Consider the following 24625-nt stretch of genomic DNA (forward strand, 5'->3'; position numbering starts at 1 on the left):
TTGAATAGTGAGCGATCGCTGAATACTGAGCGATCGCTGCCTTAATTATGTGGCAGGTACCGGGCTTGTTTTGCCGACAGTACGCCTTCCAGATGATTTGCGGCGTCCTTTCTTCTTCGTTTTAGCCTCATCATTTTCCTCCTCTGCCAATCGCTTCTCTTGTTCCTGCTTATCTATTTCTGGCAATTTAAAAATAACACCGGCAAAAAACCAGTAATAAATTGCCACCTCGGTATCCAAGGGATACCAGTAAGTGTTATAACTTAGCACTAAAATCAAAACCCAAAAACTGGCACCAAAACTGCGTAAACTTTTGTCTTTCACCGAGCGGTAAATTTTGAAAGTAATCGCTGTCAAGCAAGTCACGAAAACTAGAAACGCCAACGTGCCTGCCGGGCCAATTTCGTATAGAACCTTAGGGTAGTAAGTTTCAACCAGCGCTGCATCACCAAAAATTCGGGTGGAATTGGTAGCCGTTCCCAAACCGCGTCCCAAAAATCCCCGCTGTTTCTTCATTGCCCAATTAAATTGCTCCACAATAAATGCTTGGGGAGGTGAAGCATTCCAGCGGCTGACAAAACTATCGATCCGCTCCTGAATTAAAGCTGGGTTGGCGGCGGCGGCGATGCTCAACACCACACCTAGCCCGACTCCAACGGGGATAAACCGTTTGAGGTTCGCTACTTGTCCTGTAAGCACCAGCAGCAGTACGAAGACAACGGGAACCAGCGACAGGGCAATTCTTTGACCGGAAATCACCGCATTGGCAAAGACAAGTGCCATACCGACTAAACCACCAATCCGCCAGAAAAACGAAGTGTCACAGAAGGCAGTTGCAAAGGTAAAAAAGGCGTTGGAAATCAGGAACCATGCCCAGTGCCAAGGAGAGACAAACGTACCTGGTAAGCGAATCATCCCGACTTCCGGGCTGTAAACCAAAGCGCCACCGACAAAACACTTGGCATCCAGGGTTGCCTTAAACAAAGCATCAGCAACCAGTCCTCTGGTACCAGCACATCTACCGCTAGTCAGCATCGAGTACTGAATAAAGCCAAGGATACAGCAGATGATGGCGAGAACCAGATGCATTCGTGTCAGGAAGAGCAATTCCTTTTTTGTCCGAATCAGATAGTAGGCACAAAAAGCCAGGGGAACATACCCCAGAAAAACTTTTAGACCCAAAACTCCCTGCAAAAAGGGTTGTCCCGACCTACCGCCCGAAAATTGTAGGAAGCCGTTAACAAGAAACAGCGTCAGCCCAGAAAAGACTAACAGAATGTACAAGCTCGGCTTGATCTCTTTGGAAATCAGGATGGGTAGCTTTTTCCTTTGACAGTCCTTTACTAGAGCAATCAATGCGGGAATATAGATTCCATCTTTAGCCAGCTGGAATACAGGATTCCCGCCGCCAATCCAGTAGGTGACGGTGCCATTAATCGGTAGGTAAAGGAGGAATGCCCATAGGGCTTTGCGGGGATATTTGTAGGAAAACCCCAGCGCCGGAATTGCTAAAGAGGCTAAGGCTGCTTTTGGTCCAGCGGCGAGAAATAGGAAGATAGCAAGAACGGCGGCAATCCCCACGCTGGCAAAGGCAAATTGAGTGAATTCTTTTCGCGCCTGCTGCGCCTTGCGCTTTTGGGCTAACTGCTCCTTAAGACTTAGGGTTGGCGTTTGAGACTGCTGTTTTGTATTTTTAGACTTTTTGGATTTTAGCTTTGATTTCGGCATGGGGGAGCTTGAAGCTGCCGGTACCCATCGATTTTGGCATACATGATTTGAGATGCGTGGATTAGCGATCGCATCCACACTATCCACGCATCTCTTTCTCAAAATCACGCCAGATGTTGTTCGACGGCGAGAACCAGCTGTTCTGTCCAGTGATTTGTTAAGTCGGCACTGGCGGCTTCCACCATAACTCGGATGACGGGTTCGGTGCCAGAGGCGCGAACTAAAATTCTTCCTTGGTCTCCCATCGCTGCTTCCGCTTGAGCGATCGCATTTGTCACAGCGTCGCACTCTTGCCAGCGCCGTCTCTTTTCGCGGTCTTCCACCCGCACATTTCGCAGCAGCTGCGGATAAGTCTGAAAGCTTCCATCGATCAGTTCCGAGAGGGATTGCCCAGTGCTATGCACCAGTGCTGCTATATGTAAAGCGGTCAGCAAGCCATCTCCAGTGAGACTGTAATGGTGGCAGAGGATATGTCCTGATTGCTCGCCGCCCAGCTTTCCTCCAGTCCGGAGCATTTCCGCCTGTACGTACTGATCGCCAACGGCTGTCCTGACGAAAGAACCGCCAAGCTGTTTCCAGGCGCGTTCAAAGCCCAAATTCGCCATGACGGTCGCCACGATCAAATCTCCAGGCAACTGTCCAGCTTGCCTCAGGGTATTGCCCCAAAAATAGAGGATATAGTCGCCGTCAACGACGCGACCTTGGGCATCGACTGCCATGACTCGGTCGGCATCTCCATCAAAAGCAAAGCCTAAGTCAGCACCATACTGCTTGACGGCTGACTGGAGGGAGCCGAGGTGAGTCGAACCGCAATTTACATTGATGCGATCGCCATCGGGACGATCGTGCAAGCAGATGACTTCTGCCCCCATCTCTTGAAACACCGCTGGTGCTAGATGAACCGCTGCGCCCCAAGCCAGATCCAGCACGACTCGCAACCCTTTTAGCCCGATCCCTGGTGCGAGCGATCGCTTCAGCAAGTCCAGATAATTTGTCACTAACTCCGGTCGATGATAATGCTGTCCCCAGCTACCATTCAACGTGGCGAAATTCGCCCTTCCTCTTAAAGCCGCTTCAATGTCCTGCTGCAATGCGGGGGGTAGCTTTGTACCATCCGATCCAAAAAACTTGATTCCGTTATCTTCTGGCGGATTGTGGCTAGCAGAGATCATCACCCCGCCTACAGCTTGGGAGGCGCTGGTGAGATGAGCCACGCAGGGAGTCGGGCATAGCCCTAGATTCCACACTTCCAGTCCCGCTGACGTTAAACCAGCCGCAAGCGCCATTGCCAGCATATCGCTAGAGTTTCTAGAATCCTGCCCTAAAATCACCGGCCCTGAGGTGGTTGCCGATGCCCGCAGCACTTGACCTGCCCAAAAGCCCACTTGCAAGGCTAGGGATGCACTCAACAATTCTCCAGCTTTTCCGCGAATGCCATCGGTGCCAAACAGGGGAGTCGTTGGCAACGCGAGGAAACTGGAAGCAGGATTATTACCAATCCGGATGCCTGGTTGCTCTACCTCAGTCACAGGACTAGAGAGCTGAGGACGGCTTGGGGATGAAACCATATTTTTAAACCACTCCAACACACAACACACTTACAGTGGAGGATAGCACCTTCCGGAATAACCCAAACCTCTCTTAGGGTCTGCCGTTGGCTTGCTCTAGCTCAAGGCGGCTGCTGAGTGCGATCGCATTCGGATGTTTGCTGGGCAAGACCAGTGCAAACTCAGTTCCCTTCCCCGGCTGCGAATTCACCTCAATTTTGCCTTGATGCTTTTCCATAATTTGGGCGCAAATTGCCAGTCCTAGCCCGGTACCTTTTCCCGCAGGCTTAGTAGTGAAGAAGGGATCGAACAGTTTGTTTTGAATATCTGGGGGAATACCGAGACCGTTATCTCTAATCCGCACTCGTACAAACCCGGGATTTTCTGTTTCTATTTCCGTCTGAATCAAAATCTGCGGGCTGGTTTGCTGGCTTTGCTCAAGCAAGGCGTCAATTCCATTGCTCAAGATATTCATAAATACTTGGTTAAGTTGTGCTGGATAACACTCAACTAAAGGCAACTCTCCATATTGCTTAGTTACTTCAATGCCGCGTTTAAGTCGATGATTGAGAATCAATAAAGTGCTGTCAATTCCTTCATGAATATCAACAGGTTTCATTTCCGCTTCGTCTAAGCGAGAGAAATTTCGCAAAGACAGCACGATTTGACGGATGCGCTCAGTTCCCATCTTCATCGAAGAGAGTATTTTCGGCAAATCATCAGCGACAAAATCTATGTCAAATGCTTGAATTTGAGCTTGGATTTCTGGGGCGCTATTGGGATAATGTTGCTGGTAAAGATCGATCAGCGCGAGTAAATCCTGCGTGTACTCGCTGACGTGGCTCAAGTTGCCGTAGATAAAGTTAACTGGATTATTAATTTCATGGGCGACTCCTGCTACCATTTGACCCAAGCTAGACATTTTTTCCGTTTGAATCAAACGGGCTTGAGTTTGCCGGAGATCGTGTAAAGTGTGGCTGAGTTCGGTAGCTTGAGACACTAACTCAGCATTCAGTTCTTGTAAATGAGCGCGAGCTACTTCTAGCTGCTGATTTTTGCCCTCTAGTTCTTCAGTCCGTTCTGCTACCCGTCTTTCCAAAGTCTGGCGAGCGAACTCCAATTCTTGAGTATAATTTGCAACTCGTTGAATGAGGGTGTTGAAGGAAATCGCTAATACTCCAACTTCATCTTGAGTAAGGACAGGAGCTTGCAGGTCAAAATTAGCTTCCTCATTCGCCTGAGTCACTACTTTAGTAACTGCTTCAATCGGATGAGCGATCGCGCGACTGGTATAAATGGCGATCGCAACCGCGATCGCACTCGACAGTAGCATGGCAGCGATCGTAACCTGGGTTCCTACCTTTTCTGCCTCTTCTAGACCCTCATAGGCTTCTTCTTCTGCCTTGTGAGCGTTTGTAATTAAGATTTCTACGTCTTCTGAAAAGTTGTCAAACTCAGTAGCTACTTTATTATTCGTAAAAGCGATCAGTACCTGCTGTGCGGCTGAAACATCCTGCGTTTTTAAATTCAACTCATTAATTTTTTTAAGGAGAGATTCTACTTGCTGAAAGTAACTTTCTACCGGATTCTGGTTATTTTGAAGAAATTGCTTCAAATCCCGGCGATTAGTCCTATCTGCTAAAGCTCTGATTTCAGATAGCCGATTCTCAACCTCCGCTTTATGCTCAATGAAATGAGCATAGTGTTCCCTAAATACCTCTGGTTGCGATATTAAAGAAATAAATTGTTGCTGGTGGTTTCGTGCCTCTAGGACGTTAAACCTCAAGTCATTGAAAAGAAGTGTTTCCTTATGTACCCTCTCTAGATTCTCCCTAGATTGATCTTCATAGTAATAATCTCCTACCGTACGTCCTATAGCGGTTCCTACAATCGCCACAGCAAGAGTTAGGGCATATCCAAAACCAATTTTCTTTCGGATACTGAGACGATGGAGCAATCGGTTTGCCCAGTCTGGAGAAGGTTCTGGGGGTCTGAGTTGGCTTTGTGGCTCAGACTTAGCAGCAACGACCCGTTCGTGTGGGGTAAAGCTAGCGTCTGGAGATGGCATAGTCGAAATTCCAGTGGGATACTCAATGATAGTTTTCCCTTAAAAATATTTAATCTAACAATAGATAAATATTAGATTTTGTCTGACCTAAGCCGCTAATGTTTATTTCTTACCTACTTCCTTAGCTTTCGCAAAGCTAAACTAACTGGTTGATTAAACTCCCGCCTCTAACAACAAGGGTTGGATTGTCTCCCAAGTTAATCCTTGCTCTAGATAATGGGGAGCTTCCGGATTGTAAGGGGAAAGAACTCTATCAATAGAGATAATCGATGCCTTATCTGGTAGCACCGGCACATCCGGATCAAACGCTGTTGGGCGCATCAAAGAACTAGAATATCCTTTGAAAATGGCAATTTTGTCTTCTTCACCAGCCATTTCAGCCGTAACAACCAGAACTTCATGAGGGCGCTTGGCGGTGTATCGCTCTAGACGCTGCCCAACAGCATTACTCATATTTGATGCGGGGTGTAAAAGGTTAAGGACAAACAATTAAAAAGCCAAAATTAAAAATTAAAAAATATTGATTTTTTAATTTTTAATTTTTAATTGTTTTTACTGTTCCATTGCTGAGCGTCCCTCTTTGCCCAGCCGGATCAAGACAAAATAACTCAAGTAAAGTACATAAATCACCAATCCCACCATCGCCAAAAAGCCTAAAAATCGAGGTGTATAACTGGGATGGAAATACTGTTTGTACATCCTAGGTGCTTCTAACCAAACGTCACAAAATGGTTTCTGGATTGCTCCTGGGGAAAATGCACAAGACAGGAAAGGAAGGAAAGCTAAAGCGCCCAATGTTAAATAAACACTGACAGCCCAACGCCACGCTGTTAGCACTAGCTTTAGAGGACGCAGTGGTTGATCGTCAATTTCATCGTTGATATCTACCCAAAACCAGAGTGATATGGGAATCAACAGGCGGGCAAAGAAAGAAGACACGTAGGAAATAGGCCATCCAGCAATCATCAAGTAAATTGTAATCGCCAGTAGACTAGAAACCCGCCAGTAGATGATTAACAAGCGCACCATTGCATCCGCTTTCTGGATAAAAGCCCAGATCAGCAGAATCAGCGGAATGATAACAGTAAATAGTAGCGCTAGCCGGTAGTCCATCCAAACTAACGGTCGAAACCAGAGGTTGTCATTGTCCATTGGCTGTGTATGGCAGAAAGGGAAATTTTACCCACTCATTTTAACTGTCTAGGTGCGACTGCCACTCAACGAATCTCATTACTCTAATTGTCTGTAACAGCTCCCTACACTTGAGGAAAGGGAAATTTTACCTCTTTCCCTTATCTTTACTTTCCCGCTCCAAAACTGCTTCTCTTTTACTTGTGGGGGCAGGCAGCTTAGATTCGTTTCCCGATTGCTCAGTAAGGGCAGGGAAACCCCCCCGCTACTTTTTTGGCTTACGCGAGAAGCCGCTTCAGAGCGATCGCATCTGTCGCCTCCAAACAAGTATTAGTATAAATAGCTACACAAAACAAAAAAACAAGCAACTCGAACGACTTCAATCAGGTTCTTGTTGCTTGTTAAGTGCCGGAAATTTATCCGGTGAATTTGTGCAGCGAAAACCAGCTTGAACTGGCGGCATTTAGCACTCAATTAAGTTTATTCTTCGTAGACCCGGCACTCATCGGCTCCTGGATTAGCGTCACAATACCGCTCCAGAGAATTCTTCGGCTTGGTTTCCCGCTGATGGGATGCTTCTGCTTGCAATTCTTCAACGGCATCCCAGGCAGCCGCACACTCACCGGAACCTGCGCCCTTTGTATCGCACACAGTCCGGGCTTGCTCGCGCTCTTGTTCAATTTGGTCTTGGATGTTGCTCATAATTCTCGTCCCCGTTTCTTGTTTTAATTCAGGAAACCTGGTGAATTTCGACCGTTATCGGTAATCTCCAATCAGGTGTTCTGCTCGCTGACTCTAAGTTTTCAGTCGTTCTTTCTTTGTCATATCAGCAAGTGACAGCACCTGAACAGGATCGATCTTTATCTTTTAAGATTTGGTCGTTTCTGACTCACCGAGGTGCCAGTATACACTTAACCGGCTAATCTATGGTTATCTTCACCATATTAACTAATGTTAAGGCGCTACTGCCACTCGCCAACTCCTCCCCTAGGGTTGAAGTAAGGGACTCTACAACCTGTGCCTTGCGAGTGTTAGGGTAATGATAAGGCTTTGATACCCTGCCAATCCGCCCAAGAGCATTGGCTTACAAAAGCGCATTTTTGTGTAATCCCTATGGCTAAGCAGATCAAGTGGACGAACGCCTTATCAACCCGTCCGTCTTTAGAAGCGGCAGTGGCAGAAGTGGTTGAACGTACGACTCTGGCGTTGCAGGCACCGGCTGACTTGGGGCTGGTGTTCATCTCGTCTGCCTATGCGAGTGAATATTCACGGCTGATGCCATTGTTGCAAGAACAACTTAATATCAAAGCGCTGATTGGCTGTGGTGGCGGCGGCATTATTGGCATGAATTCGCAGGACGAAGTGGAAGAAGTCGAACAAGAACCCGCATTAAGCCTTAGCTTGGCTCATCTTCCTGGAGTCAATGTCCGCGCATTTGAGATTTCTAGTGATGCTCTGCCTGACCTGGATAGCTCACCGGATAATTGGGTTGACCTGATTGGCGTATCACCCGCTGATGAACCCCAGTTCATCTTGTTAGCCGATCCTTTCTCTTCCAAGATTAATGACTTACTTCAAGGACTGGATTTTGCTTATCCAGGCTCGGTGAAAGTGGGGGGACTGGCTAGCACTGGCAGTTTGGGTAACAACACGGGTTTATTTTGTAACTACCAGCTCTACCGCGAAGGAACGGTTGGCGTCGCTTTAAGTGGCAATATTGTACTGGAAACAATTGTGGCACAGGGCTGTCGCCCGATTGGGAAGCCTTATCGAATCACGAAAGGAGAACGGAATATTCTTTTGGAACTGGCTCCCCAAGAGGATAGTGCCGAGGTGAATGACTGTGTCGGAAAATCTGGGACGCCTCTGGAAATCTTACAGGATTTAATCGAGAATTTGAGCGAGGCAGACCGACAGTTAGCACAGCATTCGCTGTTTGTAGGCTTGGTGAGGGATGAATTTAAGTTAAACCTGGAGCCGGGAGATTTTTTGATCCGCAATTTACTGGGCGTAGATCCTAGAGTGGGGGCGATCGCAATTGGCGATCGCGTCCGCCCCGGTCAGCGCATCCAATTCCACCTCCGAGATGCCCTAACCTCCGCAGAAGACTTAGAACTCCTCCTCCAGCGCTATCAAAAACAGGCACCTAACGATTCTCCATCTGCCGGTGCTTTGATGTTCTCCTGCCTGGGGCGAGGAGAAGGGCTTTATGGGCAGCCTAACTTTGACTCCGAGCTATTTCGTCGCTATCTAAAAGACATCCCCCTGGCGGGTTTCTTCTGTAATGGTGAAATTGGCCCTGTAGGAGGAAGTACCTTCCTGCATGGATACACTTCAGTCTTTGGTATTTGTCGCCAAAAATAAATTGATTACAGTTTGGAAACTTTATACCTCAAGACGGGGAACAGGTAATTCCTGAAAAAACAATTACCGATTACCAGTTCCCAAACTATTTGTTTCACAATTCCGGCACAGTTAAATTAAATGTTGCTGGAATCGGTAAGTTTAAGACCCCCAACTTTTACTAAATTTTCAGCCGTACCATTGCGTTTGGAAACAACCTTAGCCGGTACACCTACAGCAACCGAATAAGGAGGAATATCTTTAGTTACGACTGTGCCTGCACCGATGACACTACCCTTACCAATCGTGACTCCATCCACGACGGTTACTTTGCTTCCCAGCCAACAATCATCTTCAATCACAATTCCCTTGCAGGTATCACCTTGGCTGACAATCGGACTTGTGGCATCAGCAAAGTTATGATTGCTAGCATAAATGGTGGTATGCGAAGAAATTAAACAGTCTCTGCCAACTTTGATTTGACTGCCAGATAAACAAGTGTATGGACCAACATACGTATTGTTTCCAATTTCAATGCAACCTCCAGGCATAACTTTGATATCAACGCCACGGTCGAGCCTAACCCGCTTTTTCAGACAAATTTTACTGTTTTGACCACCAGCATATAAATAAATATTTCTGCCTAGGGACACCTCCTCTTCAAGATAAATTCGACTATTCTGGTCGCCGCTTTCTAAGAGAGTTCCCCGAAAAATTTTAACTTTATCTCCAATTTCAATACAACAAGCGCGAATAAACTCAACACCTGGTTGAATCAAAACAGACGTACCTATGCGTCCTAAAATACTCCGGTAAAAAAAGTTTCGCAGTTTTAAACCGATTGATAAGGGGAACCACCCAAAAAATGTAATGAATAAAGATTCTTTCTGACGGTTCCATTGGGAAGGATAACGGTAATTTTGAATGTCCATTGCTGTTTCTGTCAAATCTGATTTTGGTAATAACAGATATCAAGCGATCTGTAACAGGAATTGAGTTTTTGCTCAGCAGCAGGAAGGCTATTTTAAATAGCCTTCTCTATTAAATGCTTAAGAGTCTGCAACTAAAATTCCCTGTTTTATTTCGCGTTCGCAAACGCTATTTCGCTGAGAAATAACCCTAGCAGGAACACCAACGGCAACTGAGTAAGGGGGAATATCTTTGGTTACAACTGCGCCTGCGCCGATGACGCTTCCCTTCCCAATGGTGACTCCATCGAGGACTTTGACTCCACTGCCTAGCCAACAGTCATCTTCAATCACAATTCCTTTGCAAGTGATACCTTGCTTCCAGATATAAACTGTAGGATCTGCAAAGTTATGATTGTTGGCATAAATTCCTACGTGTGATGCGATTAAACAGAATTTGCCAATTTTGATATTACCTGGACCGCCTAAACAGGTATAGGGAGAAATATGCGTTCGTTCTCCAATTACAATATTGCAGTTACCTCCTTCGGTAACGTTAATATCAACGCCTCTATCGAGGCATACTAAATCTCCCAGAGAAATCTTACTGTTTTTACCGTTAGCGTTTAGGCGAACGTCTCGAAGGATTTTGACATTGTCTCCAACTTCAATAGCAGGAGCATTCAACAATTCAACTCCACTTTGAATGTATAGAGCTTTACCTACCCGACCTAAAATTGTTGGGTAGAGTAGTCTTCGCAGCATCGTACCCAACGGTCGCCGAATTCCTCCTATTAAGGTAATTAAGAGGAATTCGTTCATCCGCGACCATCGGGAAGGTTCTAAATATTTTTGTGATAAAGGTTGGGATTTTTCTGCACTTATGTTATTAGTCATGGCAAATGCACTCCAAAATCATCCTAAGGAAAACTAACATTTGATGATTTGTAGGAGTAACTATCTCTTGAGCGAAATCAGTACAGCTTCAGCAAGCTTGTCTTTGACTTCAAGCCATCAACCTAAGGCAACGATTAGAGGCAAGATTCTCCAAAAAAGCTGGAGTTGTTGTTAACTTACAGTCATTTCAAAAGTAATACCTGCTCGATACAACAGACTCTTACTCGTGTTAGTTTCAATGCCTCCAAACCCAAGGAAGCTTAGAAGCCTAAGCTATAGGCTTTAAAGATAGTTACTATGAGCAAGCAAAATTTTTACCTATGCTTGCCAAAATCCTGAAAATTTTAGGAAACTAGCTTAGTTTCTTTTCACTGCGATCGCCCACTCGTCTGGCTTCGCCTCTAAACCGCCTTAACTAAGGAGGAGTATCTCCAACTTCAGCCATCACATTAAATTCCACCATCGGTGCAAACAACATGGCACTTCCGCGATGGCTATGACGACTTTCTTCTATCCAGTTTCGTTGGTCTACTACTAAGGTCACGATGTAGAGCGTGGATTTAGAGACTTGTATCTAGACTGAGAATGAGCTTAAGCAATGCTATGGCACTTTAGAGACACTTTACTGAAGGTAAAGATTGAACAGCATCTTACTAAAGATAGATCAAAGAGCTGATGAATTAGGTTATAGAGATAAAGTTGTGTAATTGTCAATGAGGGCGGGGGTGCCATCGGGAGCGATCGCGCCAAATGACTCGAAATAACGCTTTGCGACTAGGGGGAAGTGGGAGAAATCAAATAAAGCATCCCCCTTGGCAACATCTGCCCAGAAATAGCGTAAATTGGGGGCGAGTCCCTCTGCCTCTGTCATCGGGATATTTAAGGGTGGCTCAGTTAGCAACTTGAGCATGAAGGGAAGCGAGCGATCGCCCATCCAATCTCGTGAGAATTGTGGCAGCGTTGGGAAATGGGGGACAGATTCCACCCGATGCGACTCAATCTGCAAGGATTTTTTGCCTTGGTTATCGGTGCGGAAGTTCAAGATCCGGTAGGGATGAGGATAGCTAACTAGAGAACCTGTGGTGATCTCATAAACACCGCGATCGCAAGCAATATCCTGAATATGCAAATGCCCTGTAAAAATTAGATTTACCCCCGCCTCGCGGAGCATTTGCAGCAGCACTGGCGCATTCTCTAACATATACCGACGCCCTAGCTGGTGGGTGGATTGTCCGGGTAGATGCTCGACGACGTTGTGATGCACCATCACCATCACTAACTCATCATTAATCTCTTTGAGATGTTGTTGCAGCCATGCCAACTGAGCATCATCCAAACGCCCTATCTGTTTCCCGCGATCGCTAAAATTATTGGAATTCAGCCCAATTAAACGCACTCCGGGTAGAATTTGAGTCGTGTAATACAGTTGCTCCGGATGCTCGTAGCCAAACTGTTGGTAATAGCGGGGAAACTCTTGGAGTCCAATGGCGCTATCAGTAGGGAGTAAACTGGGTACATCATGATTCCCCGGCACCACGTAGACGGGGAAAGGGAGCTTCAAGAGGCGTTTTTGCAGCCAAGCATGATTTTCTGGTTCCCCATCCTGCGTTAAGTCTCCCGGTATCAACAGAAAATCTAAGTTGAGTTGTTCCAGATGTCTCAGTACAATCTCCATTGCTGGGATGCTGACTTCTACCATGTGAAAACGGCTGGGATGATCCGTAATCGTGTCCGGAAGTGCAATGTGTAAGTCGCTGATGACAGCAAAACGAAAATTGAGACTCATAGCGCCAACGCAAAAATGGATGAGGGAATGTGATAATAGCGATCCCCGTCGATCATAACCTTTGGTACATTCTCTTCCGCACGCGAAGCAGTTAGTGCGCCTTCGCATCAAAACCTAACCCTCAACCTCTTTCCCTACCAGGAAAGGGAGCGAAATTCCCTCAGGAAGCTAAAACCTTCCTGTTTCTTCTCCTTGTAGGAGAGGGTTAGGGAGAGGGAAAAACTTTGTGTTGAATAATATTAGTTACTGAAGCGCTAACATTCAAAAAAGGAGTTTCATATTGTCACCCGTCCGAGTTCGCCAACACGTTAATCCACTTTCCGCCAAGTATCAAACGCCGGTAAATCCTCCCGACTGGCAGAATGTTTATACCGAGCCGACAAAGCCGCTGCATTTAGATATTGGGTGCGCTAAGGGGCGGTTTTTATTGAAGATGGCGGCTGTAGAACCCGATTGGAATTATTTAGGTTTAGAAATTCGAGAAACGTTGGTAGAAGAAGCCAATGAATGGAGACAGCAGGCGCAATTAGAAAATCTTTACTACTTATTTTGTAATGCCAATAACTCATTAAATCCTATTTTGAGTTCCTTGCCAGTCGGCACCTTGCAGCGCGTGACCATTCAATTTCCCGATCCGTGGTTTAAAAATCGACACGCCAAACGCCGGGTGGTACAGCCAGAAATGCTAGAAGTTTTGGCAAAGTACCTGGTTAGTGGAGGAGTGGTTTTTGTTCAGTCAGATGTTGAGGCGATCGCAGTGGAAATGCGCGATCGCTTCTCCTCTTCTCCAGCCTTCCAAAGACAGGGAGGCGATGACTGGTTAGACACGAATCCCCTGCCAGTGCCAACTGAGCGCGAAATCAGTACCCTTTCTCGCGGCGAACCCGTTTATCGCGCTTTATTTATCAGGAGTTGAATTTTGAGGGTTGAGTTTTTAATGATGAGATTAATGGCGAGAAAATGAGGAAATTTTCAAAACTCATCACTCAACCCTCAACCCGCAAAACTTTCCTAAATCCAATTCGGCACCCACTGGCGTAACCAAGGTGGCACAGACCGAACATTGAAGCGCGGTATCAAGATTTGATAATCTCTGGGGGATAAGGGCAAACCTAAATAGATTGGCATCCAGAACACAAAAGCTGCCAAAATCGCAAAAATCACCGTCAGCGCGATCGCTCTTAATTCACGCGCCGGACTTTGCAGCCACCTATCAACAATCCAGGCAAGCGCCAACCCCGCAAACACAGACGCTCCCATGTAATGGTACAAAAACGTGCAGCGAGTTACCCGCACCCAAGGCAGCACATTCGCCAACCAGTTTAGAACCAAGTACAAGGCAATCCAAGTTGAAACGCTTGGAGTAAATTTCCACCCTTTCCCAGTCAAGAAGTATTGAGCTAGCAAAAACAGCAGCAGTAAAATTGCCGCCGTTGAAAGAATCCACAGCACTGGATTCCCCATCGCGTGGACATCGTAAATCACGTTACCCACCCCTTTCGGTAAAGGCGGAAGTGCGGGTACCGCCGTATTCGTATTTTGAGCCGTTTGGTAAAAGTACGCCACCGGGCGCAGCATCAACAGCCAGGTATACCATCTGGAGCAGTAAGGATGAATTTTCGGCCCATCACCCACTCGTTGATGGTATGCCAGAATTTGCCTTTGCACCTCCCAAAATCCAAATTCTGGGTTGAGTTGAATGTGAGGAATCCAAATAACGGCGTAAAAAAGGAATGGGATGATTGCTAAATTCACTAATATGTGCAGTAAATTTAGCTGCGTCAGGTTTTGTAACGGGGTCAGAGTCAGGGCTGAGGAGCTAGGATTTAGGACTGAGGACTGAGGGCTGAGGACTGAGGAGTCAGGAGTCAGGACTGAGGAATCAGGAAAAAATCGCCTCTGCTCCTCCGCTCCTTGACTCCCAGGTTCTCCAGTTTTTTTGCTCGCTTTGTCGGATGCCTGTTGCACCCATTGCATCGCCCAGGCAAAACCCCACATAAAGTAGGCACCTAACAGAAACCACAAGCCATTCCACTTGATAGCCACTGACGCCCCGAAAAAAATACCGGCTAGCGCTAGCCAAAACCAGCGTCGCATCGCTTGATTCGCGAGACTTAATAAGAAAAACCACTGCCCCAGCAGTCCAAAAATAACCAGATAAACGTTATTCAGGGCATAGCGCGACTCTACCAGAAATAAACCATCGGCGGCAGCAAAGATAGCAGCGATTAACGCATAGCTGCGCCGATAAGTGAGTTGATAGGCAATTCCCCCTAGCACTAAGGGAATAAATGAGCCTGTCAGCGCATTTAGCCAACGGTAACTCCAAGGCGAATGTAGAGAACCCGTCAGCCCGTTCATCGTATCTTTCCCGAAGGGTAAGCGATCGCCTATCCACATCCCCACGGCGATGATGTACTTGCTCAAAGGGGGATGCCCATCAAAAAAGGGAGTCCGGGTTAAATAGTTGTTGGCAAACTTCGCATAGTAAACTTCATCAAACACTAAAGTATTAAATCGTTCCAGCCCCCAAAAACGCAGGGCAAGCGAAACCAAGAATACGCCAGCCATTCCAATCCAGAACCACCGTTGGCTGATAGAACGTTTGTTAAACAAGAACATAAAAACCTGCTCAAACGCTTCAAGGCATTTCCAAACTGTGTAGCATCATCCCAAAAATTTCTCAATAAAACTTTACTCTGAGTAGAGTGCGTGTCAGACAAAAAAATGAACAAGGATGAGTTGAGCAAAACTGAAGTCGTTGCCAGTCAAGGATCTTCGCCCCCGCCGACCGGGTGGCAGGGTGCGATCGCGCGATTTTTTAAATTTGAGGAATTCCACACCAACTTTCGCACCGAAGTGTTGGCAGGCGTGACCACGTTTATGACAATGGCATATATTCTGGCAGTCAATCCGGGAATTTTGTCAAATGCCATTTTTCTGGAAAAACCGCAAGATTTATTTGGGGAGTTGGCGATCGCAACCGCGATTTCCAGCGCCATTGCGACCTTGATGATGGGATTAACGGCTAATTATCCGTTTGCCTTGGCACCGGGAATGGGACTCAATGCCTTTTTTGCCTTTTCTGTCGTTTTGGCACTGAAAATTGATTGGCGAGTTGCCCTCAGCGCCGTTTTGATCGAGGGGCTAATTTTCATTGCCTTGACGCTATCAAGTATTCGCAGCCAAATTATCCGCGCCATTCCTGAATGCCTCAAACAAGCGACAGCGGCGGGAATTGGTTTATTTATCGCTTATATTGGCTTGGCTGGCGATCCGAAAACGGGAGGTGCCGGGATTATTGTGGCGAACCCCGTCACGAAAACCGCCTTGGGAAACTTGCAACAGCCGCAAACACTGGTAGCGATCGCGGGGATTCTCATCACCTTTGCTTTTGTCGCTCGCCGTGTCAAAGGAGCGCTATTATGGGGAATTCTCGCCACTGCCTTGTTGGGATGGATTCTTCGCATCGTACCCCCGCCCTCTGGAATTATCGCACTTCCCCAATGGCCTGGAGCTTTGCTCGGTCAAGCTTTTCAGGGGTTGAGTCAGATTAACCAAACCAACATCTGGAATTTGATCGCTGTCACCTTTGTCTTTCTGTTCATCGATCTCTTCGACACCATCGGCACCCTTGCCGGTGTCGGCATTCAGGCAGGCTACATTGATGAAAATGGCGAACTGCCCCGCGCGAGTGAAGCGCTGATGGCAGACGCCGTGGGAACCACTGTGGGGGCAATTCTGGGAACTTCCACCGTCACAACCTATATCGAGTCAGCCGCTGGCGTCTCGGAAGGGGGACGCACCGGGTTTACTGCCGTTGTCGTCGCCGCCTTATTTACTCTGTCAATATTTTTTATCCCTTTGTTGGCAGCAATTCCCGCCTTTGCTACAGCACCTGCACTGCTCGTTGTTGGCGTCTTGATGGCAGGAAATGTCCGTCTAATTCGTTGGGACGATCCTGCCGAATCAATTCCCTCTTTTTTGACGATTCTCCTGATGCCTTTGACTTACTCAATTGCCGAAGGTTTATCAATTGGGTTTATGACTTATCCACTGGTAAAAACGTTTCAAGGAAAAGCGCACGAAGTCAGTTTAGCTGTGTGGATTTTAGCTGGAGTATTTGTACTGAGATTTGTATTTATGGCGGTAAACTCTGCTACGTAAAGTAACGACTTAGAAGCGAGCAGAAACTCCATTTCTAAATCCTTTTGCCAAAAAATTGTTTTTTTAAACCACAAAGGCACTCAGACACCAAAATGAAGAACTTTGTGTTTCCTGAATGTCTGAGTAGCTTTGTGGCTAATCTTATCCAATCGCTTACGTCATCAATCCGGGTTGTGTGGAAATGCTAACTTGTATGTCTAAATATTGAGCTTTATTTAGGATTCGAGAATTTGTAGGGGGGTTTGGGAACGATAAATCGAGCGGCGAATTATCCTTATTTTTAGGGATTCCCATAAATTTATTCCCAATTAACGCTACCCACACTCTTATAAAAATGATTCTTCCCCTTCCCGGTTACGAACTCGTTGAAGCCCTACATGAAGGCACCGATACCGTTATTTATCGTGCTTCTAGGAAGTTGGATAAAACACCAACGATCGTTAAAGCGATCAAAGCCGAGTATCCCACCTTAGAAGAGCTGACCCGGCTAAAACATGAATATAAAATTTTAGAAACGCTAGTAGATATAGAAGGAGTTGTCAAGCCCCTAGCTTTAGAAAACTATCAGAATGGTCTAGCGCTTATCTTGTCAGATTTTGGGGCAATCTCGCTAAAAGATTATATTAGCGATCGCTCTTTAGACTTAAGCGAATTTTTAAACATAGCCATTCAGCTAGCATCCACACTTGCTCAACTGCATTTAGCCCAAATTATTCATAAAGATATTAAACCTCAAAATATCATCATTAATCCAGAGACAAAGCAAGTTAAAATAATCGACTTTAGCATTGCTTCTCGTCTAGAAAGAGAAAACCAAACCCTTGGCAACCCCGCCTTACTTGAAGGTACTCTCGCCTATATGTCACCGGAACAAACCGGGAGAATGAATCGGTCACTTGACTACCGCACCGACTTCTATTCTCTAGGTGTCACCTTTTATGAAATACTCACAGGTGAATTGCCTTTTAATGCTAGCGAGCCTCTGGAATTGGTACACAGCCATATCGCCAAAATGCCACTTCCACCTCATCAACTAAATACGGAAATTCCAGAGGCAATTTCCAATATTGTAATGAAATTGTTAGCTAAAAATGCTGAAGACCGCTATCAAAGTGCAGATGGCTTAAAGTTTGACCTAGAAATCTGTCTAATGAAGCTACAGACTACCGGAACGATTTCTGACTTTATTTCCGGCAGTGCTGACAAGGCAGGTCAACTACTGATTCCTCAAAAACTTTATGGTCGTGAGGCAGAAGTTGCCACCTTACTAAAAACCTTCGAGCGCGTCTCCGATGGTACGGCGGAAATGATGCTTGTTTCCGGTTATTCCGGAATTGGTAAAACTGTTCTAGTAAATGAAGTTCACAAACCCATTGTCCAGAAACGGGGATATTTTATTGCGGGTAAATTCGATCAGTTTAAGCGCAATATTCCTTATGCTTCCCTGATTCAAGCATTCCAATCCTTAACTCTGCAACTCCTAACTGAGGGCGAAGCAGAAATTCAACTTTGGAAAGAGAAACTCTTAGTTGCTTTAGGCGTTAACGGGCAAGTCATTACAGACGTGATTCCCGAAATCGAACTGATTATCGGCAAACAGCCGCCCGTTCCGGAACTTGGAGCAACTGAATCGCAAAACCGCTTCAGCCGAGTATTTAAACAATTTATTGGCGTATTTACAACTAAAGAACATCCGCTAGTTGTCTTTCTGGATGACTTGCAGTGGGCGGATTCGGCATCACTTAAATTAATTGAACTGCTGATTATTGATACTGATAGCAAGTATTTATTGCTAATTGGAGCGTATCGAGATAACGAAGTTTTTCCCACGCATCCGACAGTTCAAGCAATTGATAAAATTAGAGAAGCGGGTGCAACGGTAAATAATATTGTACTTCAACCTTTACAACTGGTGAATGTTGAAGAATTAATCGCCGATACTTTAAATGAATCGGTTCAGGCAAAACTGCTAGCGGAGTTAATTTTTAGCAAAACTCAGGGAAATCCTTTCTTCTTAACTCAACTCTTCAAAACACTTTATCAGGAAGATTTGCTGGTTTATAACTTACGTTTAGGTGAGTGGCAGTGGAATATTGAGCAAATTCAAGCGATTGGTATCACCGATTATAATGTTGTCGAGTTAATTGCTAGAAATATTCAGAAACTGTCTGATGAAACGCAGAAAGTATTAAAATTGGCAGCTTGTATTGGCAACACTTTTAATTTAGAAGTTTTGAGTGTTGTCCATGAAGAATCCTCCTTAGTTACTGCCACCCAATTGTGGTCAGCACTTCAGGCAGGTTTAATTTTGCCCTTGAACAATGAATACAAAATTCCCCTCGTATTTAGCCAGGAAGAAGCAGGGGGTATTACCTTAACTGACCTTAAGGTTGACTACAAGTTTTTACATGACCGCGTACAGCAAGCCGCTTATTCTCTGATTCCTAATGAGCAGAAAAAACAGACTCATCTAACAATTGGTCAATTGCTACTACAAAGCACGACGCCGGAAGAACAAAAAGAAAATATTTTTGCGCTGGTTAACCAACTTAATTACGGGACTGACTTACTCCATTCTGACCCGGAGAAATACGAACTAGCTCAACTCAATCTTATTGCTGGTCAGAGAGCCAAAGCAGCAACCGCGAACGATTCTGCTATCAAATATTTACAGGTGGGTTTATTTCTTCTGGCGAGAGATAGCTGGAACAGTCAATATGAACTGACATTAGCGCTGCATGAGGAAGCAGCAGAGGCAGGTTTTTTGAGCGGTGATTTTGAAGGAATGCAGAGGTTAATTGAGAGCATACAAAACTGCGCCAAAACGCTGCTAGACAAAATTAAAGTATATGAAGTCCAGATTCAAGCTTATGTGTCGCAGAACAAGCTACTAGAAGCAGTTAATACAGCGTTAGAAGTTTTAAAGCTGTTAGGGGTGGAGTTTCCCTCTCAGCCCAATCCATCAGATATTGAGCAAGCATTGGCGGAAACTGCATCAATTTTAAACGGGAAGCGAATTGAGGATTTAATTGACCTACCTCACATGAGCGACCCCTATAAACTAGCAGCCATAAAACTTATGTCAAGTATCTTTTCTCCTGCATATATTGCAACCCCAGAACTGTTGCCCTTGACATTGTGCAAACAAGTAGATTTATCCGTCCAATATGGCAATGCTTCTGTGTCTCCGTTTGCTTATGCCAATTATGGTCTTCTGCTTTGCGGAGTTGTCGGAGATATGGATTCAGGCTATCAGTTTGGTCAATTGGCTTTAAGTCTAATGTCCAAGTTAAATGCTCAAGAAATTAAAGCCAAGACAGTTGTCGTAGTAAATTCATTTATCCGACCTTGGAAAGAGCATCTGAGAGAAAGCTTAGAGCCTTTAGTGTCAGCTTACGTTAGCGGAATAGAGACGGGAGATTTAGAATATGCAAGCTATGGTCTAATGCAGTACTCCTATTTCGCTTACTTTAGGGGTAAAGAACTGGCTGTCCTTGAAAGAGAGATGGCTACTTACAGAGATGCTGTTCATAAAATCAATCAAAAAACAGCACTTCATTATATAGAAACCTATTGGCAGGCCGTTTTAAATCTACTCGGAAAAAGTGAAAATCCTAGCCTTCTCAAGGGTGAAGCCTGCGATGAGCAGATCAGGTTGTTATTGCACGAGCAAGCAAATGACAAAGCGGGAGTTGCTTACATATATTGGAACAAACTTTTACTTAGTTACTGGTTTGAAAATTACTCAGAAGCAATTGAAAATATAGCCATAGCAGAGAAATATTTAGATGGATTGGTAGGATTGCCCCCTGTTCCTATTTTCCATTTTTACGATTCTTTAGTACGGCTAGCAGTGTATGTCGAACGCTCAAAGTCAGAGCAACAGGAAATCCTCGTTCGCGTACAAAGTAATCAAGAAAAGATGCAAAAATGGGCGCATCATGCCCCAATGAATCATCTGCACAAATTCTATTTAGTAGAGGGAGAACGGCATCAGGTTCTAGGAGAAAAAGCCGAGGCGATAGAGATGTACGACAAGGCTATTACCCTCGCCCAAGAAAACGAGTACATCAACGAAGAAGCATTGGCTCACGAACTCGCAGCTAAATTCTATTTGTCATGGGGTAAAGAAAAGATTGCCCAAACCTACATGACCGATGCTTATTATGCCTATATGCGCTGGGGTGCTTTAGCTAAAGTCAAACATCTAGAAGAAAAATACCCCTCATTAATAGCGCGATCGCCTGTTGTCACCGAAACCCCTTTCGTTCATACGATGACAATTGCCTCTTTAACCACTACAGGCAGTCAAACAGGGTTGCTAGACTTGGCAACTATAGTGAAAGCATCTGCCGCCATTTCTGGCGAAATTGTTCTGTCTAACTTGCTCGACAAGTTAATGAAAATTTTGATAGAAAACGCAGGCGCTGAAACTGGCTTGCTTATCCTATCAAAAGAGGGCCAACTGGTTATAGAAGCGGCAGGGACTAAAGATGAAGTCCAAGTGCTGCAATCTGTACCAGCATCAACGTCTGGGCAGTTGCCTGTCTCGGTACTTAATTACGTTTCCAGAACTCAGAAAGATGTCGTTTTAAATGATGCTAGCCGCGACGAAATCTTTAACACCGACTCCTACATTACCGAACAAAAACCAAAATCCATTTTGTGTGCGCCTATTTTATATCAAGGTAAGTTAAGTGCCATCCTGTACCTTGAAAACAACTTGATTGCTGGCGCTTTTACACCGAAGCGGGTAGAAGTGTTGCGGATGTTATCGGGACAGGCTGCGATCGCGCTAGAGAATGCACGGCTCTATGCCCATTTAGAATCTGCCAACCAACAGCTAGAAGAATACAGCCATACTTTAGAGGCGAAAGTAGAAGAGCGAACTCTGGAGTTACAGGAAAAAAATGTACATTTGCAAAAAGCCCAGGAAATCGCCCAATCAGCTAACCGTGCCAAAAGTGATTTCCTCGCCAACATGAGCCACGAACTGCGAACACCTCTCAATGGAATTTTAGGTTATGCCCAAATCCTCAAACGTGACAAAAGTTTAACCGATTCACAAAAAGATGGTTTAAGTATTATTCACCAGTGCGGCGACCACCTGCTAAACCTGATTAATGAAATTTTAGACCTTTCTAAAATTGAAGCTAGGAAAATGGAACTCAACCCAACAGATTTTCATTTTCCAAAATTTCTAGAAGGCATTGCCGACATCTGCCGTATCCGTACCCAACAAAAAGGAATTTCCTTAATTTACGAACAGATTACTCAGCTTCCCACAGGTGTCAGGGCTGATGAGAAACGATTGCGACAAGTTTTGCTCAACTTACTTGGCAATGCTGTCAAATTTACCGAAAGTGGAGGCGTGGCTTTTAAAGTCGGTTATCACGAAGGCAAAATCCGTTTCCATGTTGAAGATACAGGAGTTGGCATGACACCAGAGCAATTAGAAGAGATATTTTTGCCGTTCCATCAGGTGGGAGACAACAATCGCAAAGCTGAAGGAACCGGATTAGGGCTAGCAATTACCCGCCAATTAGTCCAGATGATGGGCGGCGAAATTAAAGTTAAGAGTAGTTTAGGAAAAGGGAGCCTTTTCTACTTTGATTTAGATTTGCCTGAAATTTTTCAATACACTGAGGGTACAAAAAGAGAGCAAAGAGATATTCAAAGCTTTAAAGGCTATAAGCGGAAGATTATCGTAGCAGACGACAAGCAGGAAAATCGCTCTATTTTGAGCAAGATGCTCTTGCCCTTAGGATTTGAAATTGTGGAAGCAGTAGATGGTCAGGATTGTCTGAAGAAGGCGGCTGAAATCAATCCTGATTGCATCTTGATGGATTTAATGATGCCAGAGATGAATGGTTTTGAAACAACTCGTCGCATCAAGCGATCGCCGGAACTGAAAGATATCGTGGTAATTGGTACTTCTGCCAGTGTTTTTGATTTTGATCTGAACAAAAGTAAAGAAGCAGGCTGCGATGACTTTTTGCCCAAGCCAATCCGAACAACAGAGCTTTTAGATAAGTTACGGCTTCTCTTGGGGTTGGAATGGGTTTATGAAGAAAGTGAAAGTCAACTAGGGAACAAACACGAAGATAGTCTGCACAATAGTCACAATCCTCAGCAATCATTAGTAACTCCCCCTCCAGAGGAAATTGCAGCTCTATATGATTTAGCGATGAAGGGCGATCTCAAAGGTGTGGTCAAGCAAGCTAATTACTTGGAAGAATTAGATATTCAATATGCACCTTTTTCAAGGGAATTGCGTCAATTAGCTAAGGGGTTTCAAGTTAAAAAAATTCGTGAATTTCTGAAAAACTTAGGTAGCCAACAATGAAATTTTCAAGTATTGAAAATAGTGTTATTTTAATTGTTGATGATAATCCTACTAATCTAGGAGTTCTGTTTGATTTCTTAGTAGATTCTAGTTTTCAAGTGTTAGTAGCGCAGGATGGTGAGGATGCTATTCTTCAGGTTGATTATGCCCTCCCCGATCTTATTTTGCTGGATGTACTCATGCCTGGTATGGATGGGTTTGAAACTTGCCATCACTTGAAAGCTAAGGAATCAACGAAAGACATCCCCGTAATTTTTATGACGGCGCTTTCTGATCCGGTGGATAAAATCAGGGGCTTAAATCTTGGGGCGGTTGATTACATTACTAAACCACTTCAACATGAAGAAGTTTTAGCCCGTGTTCAAATTCATTTAAGCTTGCGGAACCTAGCTAAAAAACTGCAAGAACAAAATATACATTTAGAACAAGAGATCCAGGAGAGAACTAAGGCAGAGAAATCACTACTACAACTAACATCTCAGTTAGAAGAACGGGTGGAAGAAAGGACATCTGAACTTTTCCAAGCAAATCAACTGCTGACCCAATCAAATCAGCAGTTACAACAGGAGATCCAAGAACGCCTTTCTACGGAAGCAGCGTTGCAGGAATCAGAAACACGCTATCGAGAACAAGCAACTCAGATGGAACTTGCCTTCCGCCAACTTCAAGAAACTCAAAGCCAACTGGTTCATAGCGAAAAAATGTCCAGTCTGGGGCAACTGGTAGCGGGTGTCGCCCACGAAATTAACAATCCCGTTAACTTCATTTATGGGAATCTCACTCACGCCCATCACTATAGCCAAGATTTGCTCGACCTCTTGAGCCTCTATAGGAAGTACACTCCTGCACCGCCACCTGAAATCAAGGAACACGCTGAGGCAATAGATTTAGAATTTTTAATTGAAGACCTGCCCAAATTGCTGAGTTCGATGAAAGTTGGAGCTGACCGCATCCGCGAGATTATTTTGTCGTTGCGGATTTTTTCCCGCGTGGATGAAACCCAGATGAAACCTGTGGATATTCATGCTGGGCTAGATAGCACGCTGCTGATTTTGCACAGTCGGTTCAAACCTAGCGCCAACCATCCAGGTATTCAACTGGTCAAAGAGTATGGCAATCTGCCTCTAGTAGAGTGTTATGCAGGCCAACTCAACCAGGTGTTTATGAATCTACTGGCGAATGCAATTGACGCTTTGGAGGAGTATGACAAAAAGCGATCGCCTGAGGAGATTTTCTTTTGCCGCAGTACGATTCGGATTCGCACCGAAGTAACAGACAATGAGTTTGTGACGATTTGGATTGGGGATACTGGTCCCGGTATGGCGGAGGAAGTACGCGATCGCCTATTCGATCCCTTCTTTACGACGAAAGCAGAGGGTAGAGGTACGGGTTTGGGATTATCGATTAGCTACCAGATTGTAGTCAACAAACATGGTGGTCAGATGACGTGTATTTCAGCACCAGGACAGGGGGCGGAGTTCATGATTAAAATTCCGGTTCGGTCGTGCCCTCCAGAATTAGGTTGCCAATGCGCCATTTTGGAAGAAAGCGGAAATTCGGTCTAATATCAGAACCCGTCAGGTGTCAACTTAAGATTGGCTTAGCGGTTGAAACCACCGCGATACAGACAAAACCTGCCTTCTCCGGTTCAAAACTTATGATTCCATGAGTCCCCGCAAGCCGGACTTAGTTTATTTAGCCGTG

General features: G+C 45.1%; 16 protein-coding genes. 5 read left to right on the plus strand and 11 right to left on the minus strand.

Features of this window, described 5'->3' with window-relative positions; all coding sequences use genetic code 11:
- Positions 1-45: 45 nt before the first annotated feature.
- The 6 genes from hpsL to NDI33_RS07965 form a co-directional block, all read right to left on the minus strand.
- Complete coding sequence (hpsL, locus tag NDI33_RS07940) at positions 46-1728, minus strand: hormogonium polysaccharide biosynthesis protein HpsL (RefSeq protein ID WP_190531482.1); 1683 nt, start codon at positions 1726-1728, stop codon at positions 46-48.
- Positions 1729-1832: 104 nt separating this feature from the next.
- Positions 1833-3296 (minus strand): phosphoglucosamine mutase, encoded by a 1464-nt coding sequence (gene glmM, locus NDI33_RS07945; protein ID WP_190525304.1) that lies wholly within the window; start codon positions 3294-3296, stop codon positions 1833-1835.
- Between the two features lie 73 nt (positions 3297-3369).
- Complete coding sequence (locus NDI33_RS07950; RefSeq protein WP_190677332.1) at positions 3370-5343, minus strand: ATP-binding protein; 1974 nt, start codon at positions 5341-5343, stop codon at positions 3370-3372.
- A gap of 153 nt (positions 5344-5496) precedes the next feature.
- Positions 5497-5796: a hypothetical protein gene (locus tag NDI33_RS07955; RefSeq protein WP_190677334.1), complete on the minus strand. Its 300-nt coding sequence runs from the start codon at positions 5794-5796 to the stop codon at positions 5497-5499.
- Positions 5797-5895: 99 nt separating this feature from the next.
- Complete coding sequence (locus NDI33_RS07960) at positions 5896-6495, minus strand: DUF3177 family protein (RefSeq protein WP_190410416.1); 600 nt, start codon at positions 6493-6495, stop codon at positions 5896-5898.
- Positions 6496-6954: 459 nt separating this feature from the next.
- Positions 6955-7176 (minus strand): Calvin cycle protein CP12, encoded by a 222-nt coding sequence (locus NDI33_RS07965; protein WP_190410417.1) that lies wholly within the window; start codon positions 7174-7176, stop codon positions 6955-6957.
- A 411-nt stretch (positions 7177-7587) separates the two neighbouring features.
- Between NDI33_RS07965 and NDI33_RS07970 the strand changes: the two genes are divergently transcribed.
- On the plus strand, positions 7588-8838 hold the full coding sequence (locus NDI33_RS07970) for an FIST N-terminal domain-containing protein (RefSeq protein ID WP_190677336.1): 1251 nt from the start codon (positions 7588-7590) through the stop codon (positions 8836-8838).
- 116 nt (positions 8839-8954) lie between these two features.
- Here the strand turns inward: NDI33_RS07970 and NDI33_RS07975 are convergent, their stop codons facing one another.
- The 4 genes from NDI33_RS07975 to NDI33_RS07990 form a co-directional block, all read right to left on the minus strand.
- A complete protein-coding gene (locus NDI33_RS07975) occupies positions 8955-9749 on the minus strand; it encodes an acyltransferase (protein WP_190677390.1) in 795 nt (264 codons plus the stop codon).
- 117 nt (positions 9750-9866) lie between these two features.
- Positions 9867-10622: an acyltransferase gene (locus NDI33_RS07980; protein WP_190677339.1), complete on the minus strand. Its 756-nt coding sequence runs from the start codon at positions 10620-10622 to the stop codon at positions 9867-9869.
- Between the two features lie 415 nt (positions 10623-11037).
- Positions 11038-11166, minus strand: coding sequence for a hypothetical protein (locus NDI33_RS07985; RefSeq protein ID WP_277877460.1), 129 nt, complete (start codon positions 11164-11166; stop codon positions 11038-11040).
- Between the two features lie 141 nt (positions 11167-11307).
- The gene (locus tag NDI33_RS07990) at positions 11308-12408 is read right to left on the minus strand and encodes a metallophosphoesterase (RefSeq protein WP_190677340.1); all 1101 of its coding nucleotides are present in this window, start codon (positions 12406-12408) and stop codon (positions 11308-11310) included.
- Between the two features lie 280 nt (positions 12409-12688).
- On the opposite strand from NDI33_RS07990, the gene trmB reads away from it, so the two are divergent.
- Positions 12689-13324, plus strand: a complete 636-nt coding sequence (gene trmB, locus NDI33_RS07995) for a tRNA (guanosine(46)-N7)-methyltransferase TrmB (RefSeq protein ID WP_190677343.1) — start codon at positions 12689-12691, stop codon at positions 13322-13324.
- A gap of 95 nt (positions 13325-13419) precedes the next feature.
- On the opposite strand, the gene NDI33_RS08000 is transcribed toward trmB, so the two are convergent.
- Complete coding sequence (locus NDI33_RS08000; RefSeq protein ID WP_190677344.1) at positions 13420-15030, minus strand: phospholipid carrier-dependent glycosyltransferase; 1611 nt, start codon at positions 15028-15030, stop codon at positions 13420-13422.
- 105 nt (positions 15031-15135) lie between these two features.
- On the opposite strand from NDI33_RS08000, the gene NDI33_RS08005 reads away from it, so the two are divergent.
- The 3 genes from NDI33_RS08005 (at position 15136) to NDI33_RS08015 (ending at position 24486) form a co-directional block, all read left to right on the plus strand.
- Positions 15136-16575, plus strand: coding sequence for an NCS2 family permease (locus tag NDI33_RS08005; protein ID WP_190525396.1), 1440 nt, complete (start codon positions 15136-15138; stop codon positions 16573-16575).
- Between the two features lie 334 nt (positions 16576-16909).
- Positions 16910-22921, plus strand: coding sequence for a hybrid sensor histidine kinase/response regulator (locus NDI33_RS08010; RefSeq protein ID WP_190677346.1), 6012 nt, complete (start codon positions 16910-16912; stop codon positions 22919-22921).
- On the plus strand, positions 22918-24486 hold the full coding sequence (locus tag NDI33_RS08015) for a response regulator (protein ID WP_190677348.1): 1569 nt from the start codon (positions 22918-22920) through the stop codon (positions 24484-24486). The genes NDI33_RS08010 and NDI33_RS08015 overlap by 4 nt, the downstream gene beginning before the upstream one ends.
- The last annotated feature ends 139 nt before the right edge of the window (positions 24487-24625 follow it).

This window comes from Trichocoleus sp. DQ-A1, assembly GCF_039961955.1.
GTDB lineage: Bacteria > Cyanobacteriota > Cyanobacteriia > Cyanobacteriales > FACHB-T130 > FACHB-T130.

Excerpts from the sequence above, each read along its gene's own strand:
- hpsL (WP_190531482.1), bottom strand. The coding sequence starts at position 1,728 with ATGCCGAAATCAAAGCTAAAATCCAAAAAGTCTAAAAATACAAAACAG.
- glmM (WP_190525304.1), bottom strand. The coding sequence starts at position 3,296 with ATGGTTTCATCCCCAAGCCGTCCTCAGCTCTCTAGTCCTGTGACTGAG.
- NDI33_RS07950 (WP_190677332.1), bottom strand. The coding sequence starts at position 5,343 with ATGCCATCTCCAGACGCTAGCTTTACCCCACACGAACGGGTCGTTGCT.
- NDI33_RS07955 (WP_190677334.1), bottom strand. The coding sequence starts at position 5,796 with ATGAGTAATGCTGTTGGGCAGCGTCTAGAGCGATACACCGCCAAGCGC.
- NDI33_RS07960 (WP_190410416.1), bottom strand. The coding sequence starts at position 6,495 with ATGGACAATGACAACCTCTGGTTTCGACCGTTAGTTTGGATGGACTAC.
- NDI33_RS07965 (WP_190410417.1), bottom strand. The coding sequence starts at position 7,176 with ATGAGCAACATCCAAGACCAAATTGAACAAGAGCGCGAGCAAGCCCGG.
- NDI33_RS07970 (WP_190677336.1), top strand. The coding sequence starts at position 7,588 with ATGGCTAAGCAGATCAAGTGGACGAACGCCTTATCAACCCGTCCGTCT.
- NDI33_RS07975 (WP_190677390.1), bottom strand. The coding sequence starts at position 9,749 with ATGGACATTCAAAATTACCGTTATCCTTCCCAATGGAACCGTCAGAAA.
- NDI33_RS07980 (WP_190677339.1), bottom strand. The coding sequence starts at position 10,622 with ATGACTAATAACATAAGTGCAGAAAAATCCCAACCTTTATCACAAAAA.
- NDI33_RS07990 (WP_190677340.1), bottom strand. The coding sequence starts at position 12,408 with ATGAGTCTCAATTTTCGTTTTGCTGTCATCAGCGACTTACACATTGCA.
- NDI33_RS08000 (WP_190677344.1), bottom strand. The coding sequence starts at position 15,030 with ATGTTCTTGTTTAACAAACGTTCTATCAGCCAACGGTGGTTCTGGATT.
- NDI33_RS08005 (WP_190525396.1), top strand. The coding sequence starts at position 15,136 with ATGAACAAGGATGAGTTGAGCAAAACTGAAGTCGTTGCCAGTCAAGGA.
- NDI33_RS08010 (WP_190677346.1), top strand. The coding sequence starts at position 16,910 with ATGATTCTTCCCCTTCCCGGTTACGAACTCGTTGAAGCCCTACATGAA.
- NDI33_RS08015 (WP_190677348.1), top strand. The coding sequence starts at position 22,918 with ATGAAATTTTCAAGTATTGAAAATAGTGTTATTTTAATTGTTGATGAT.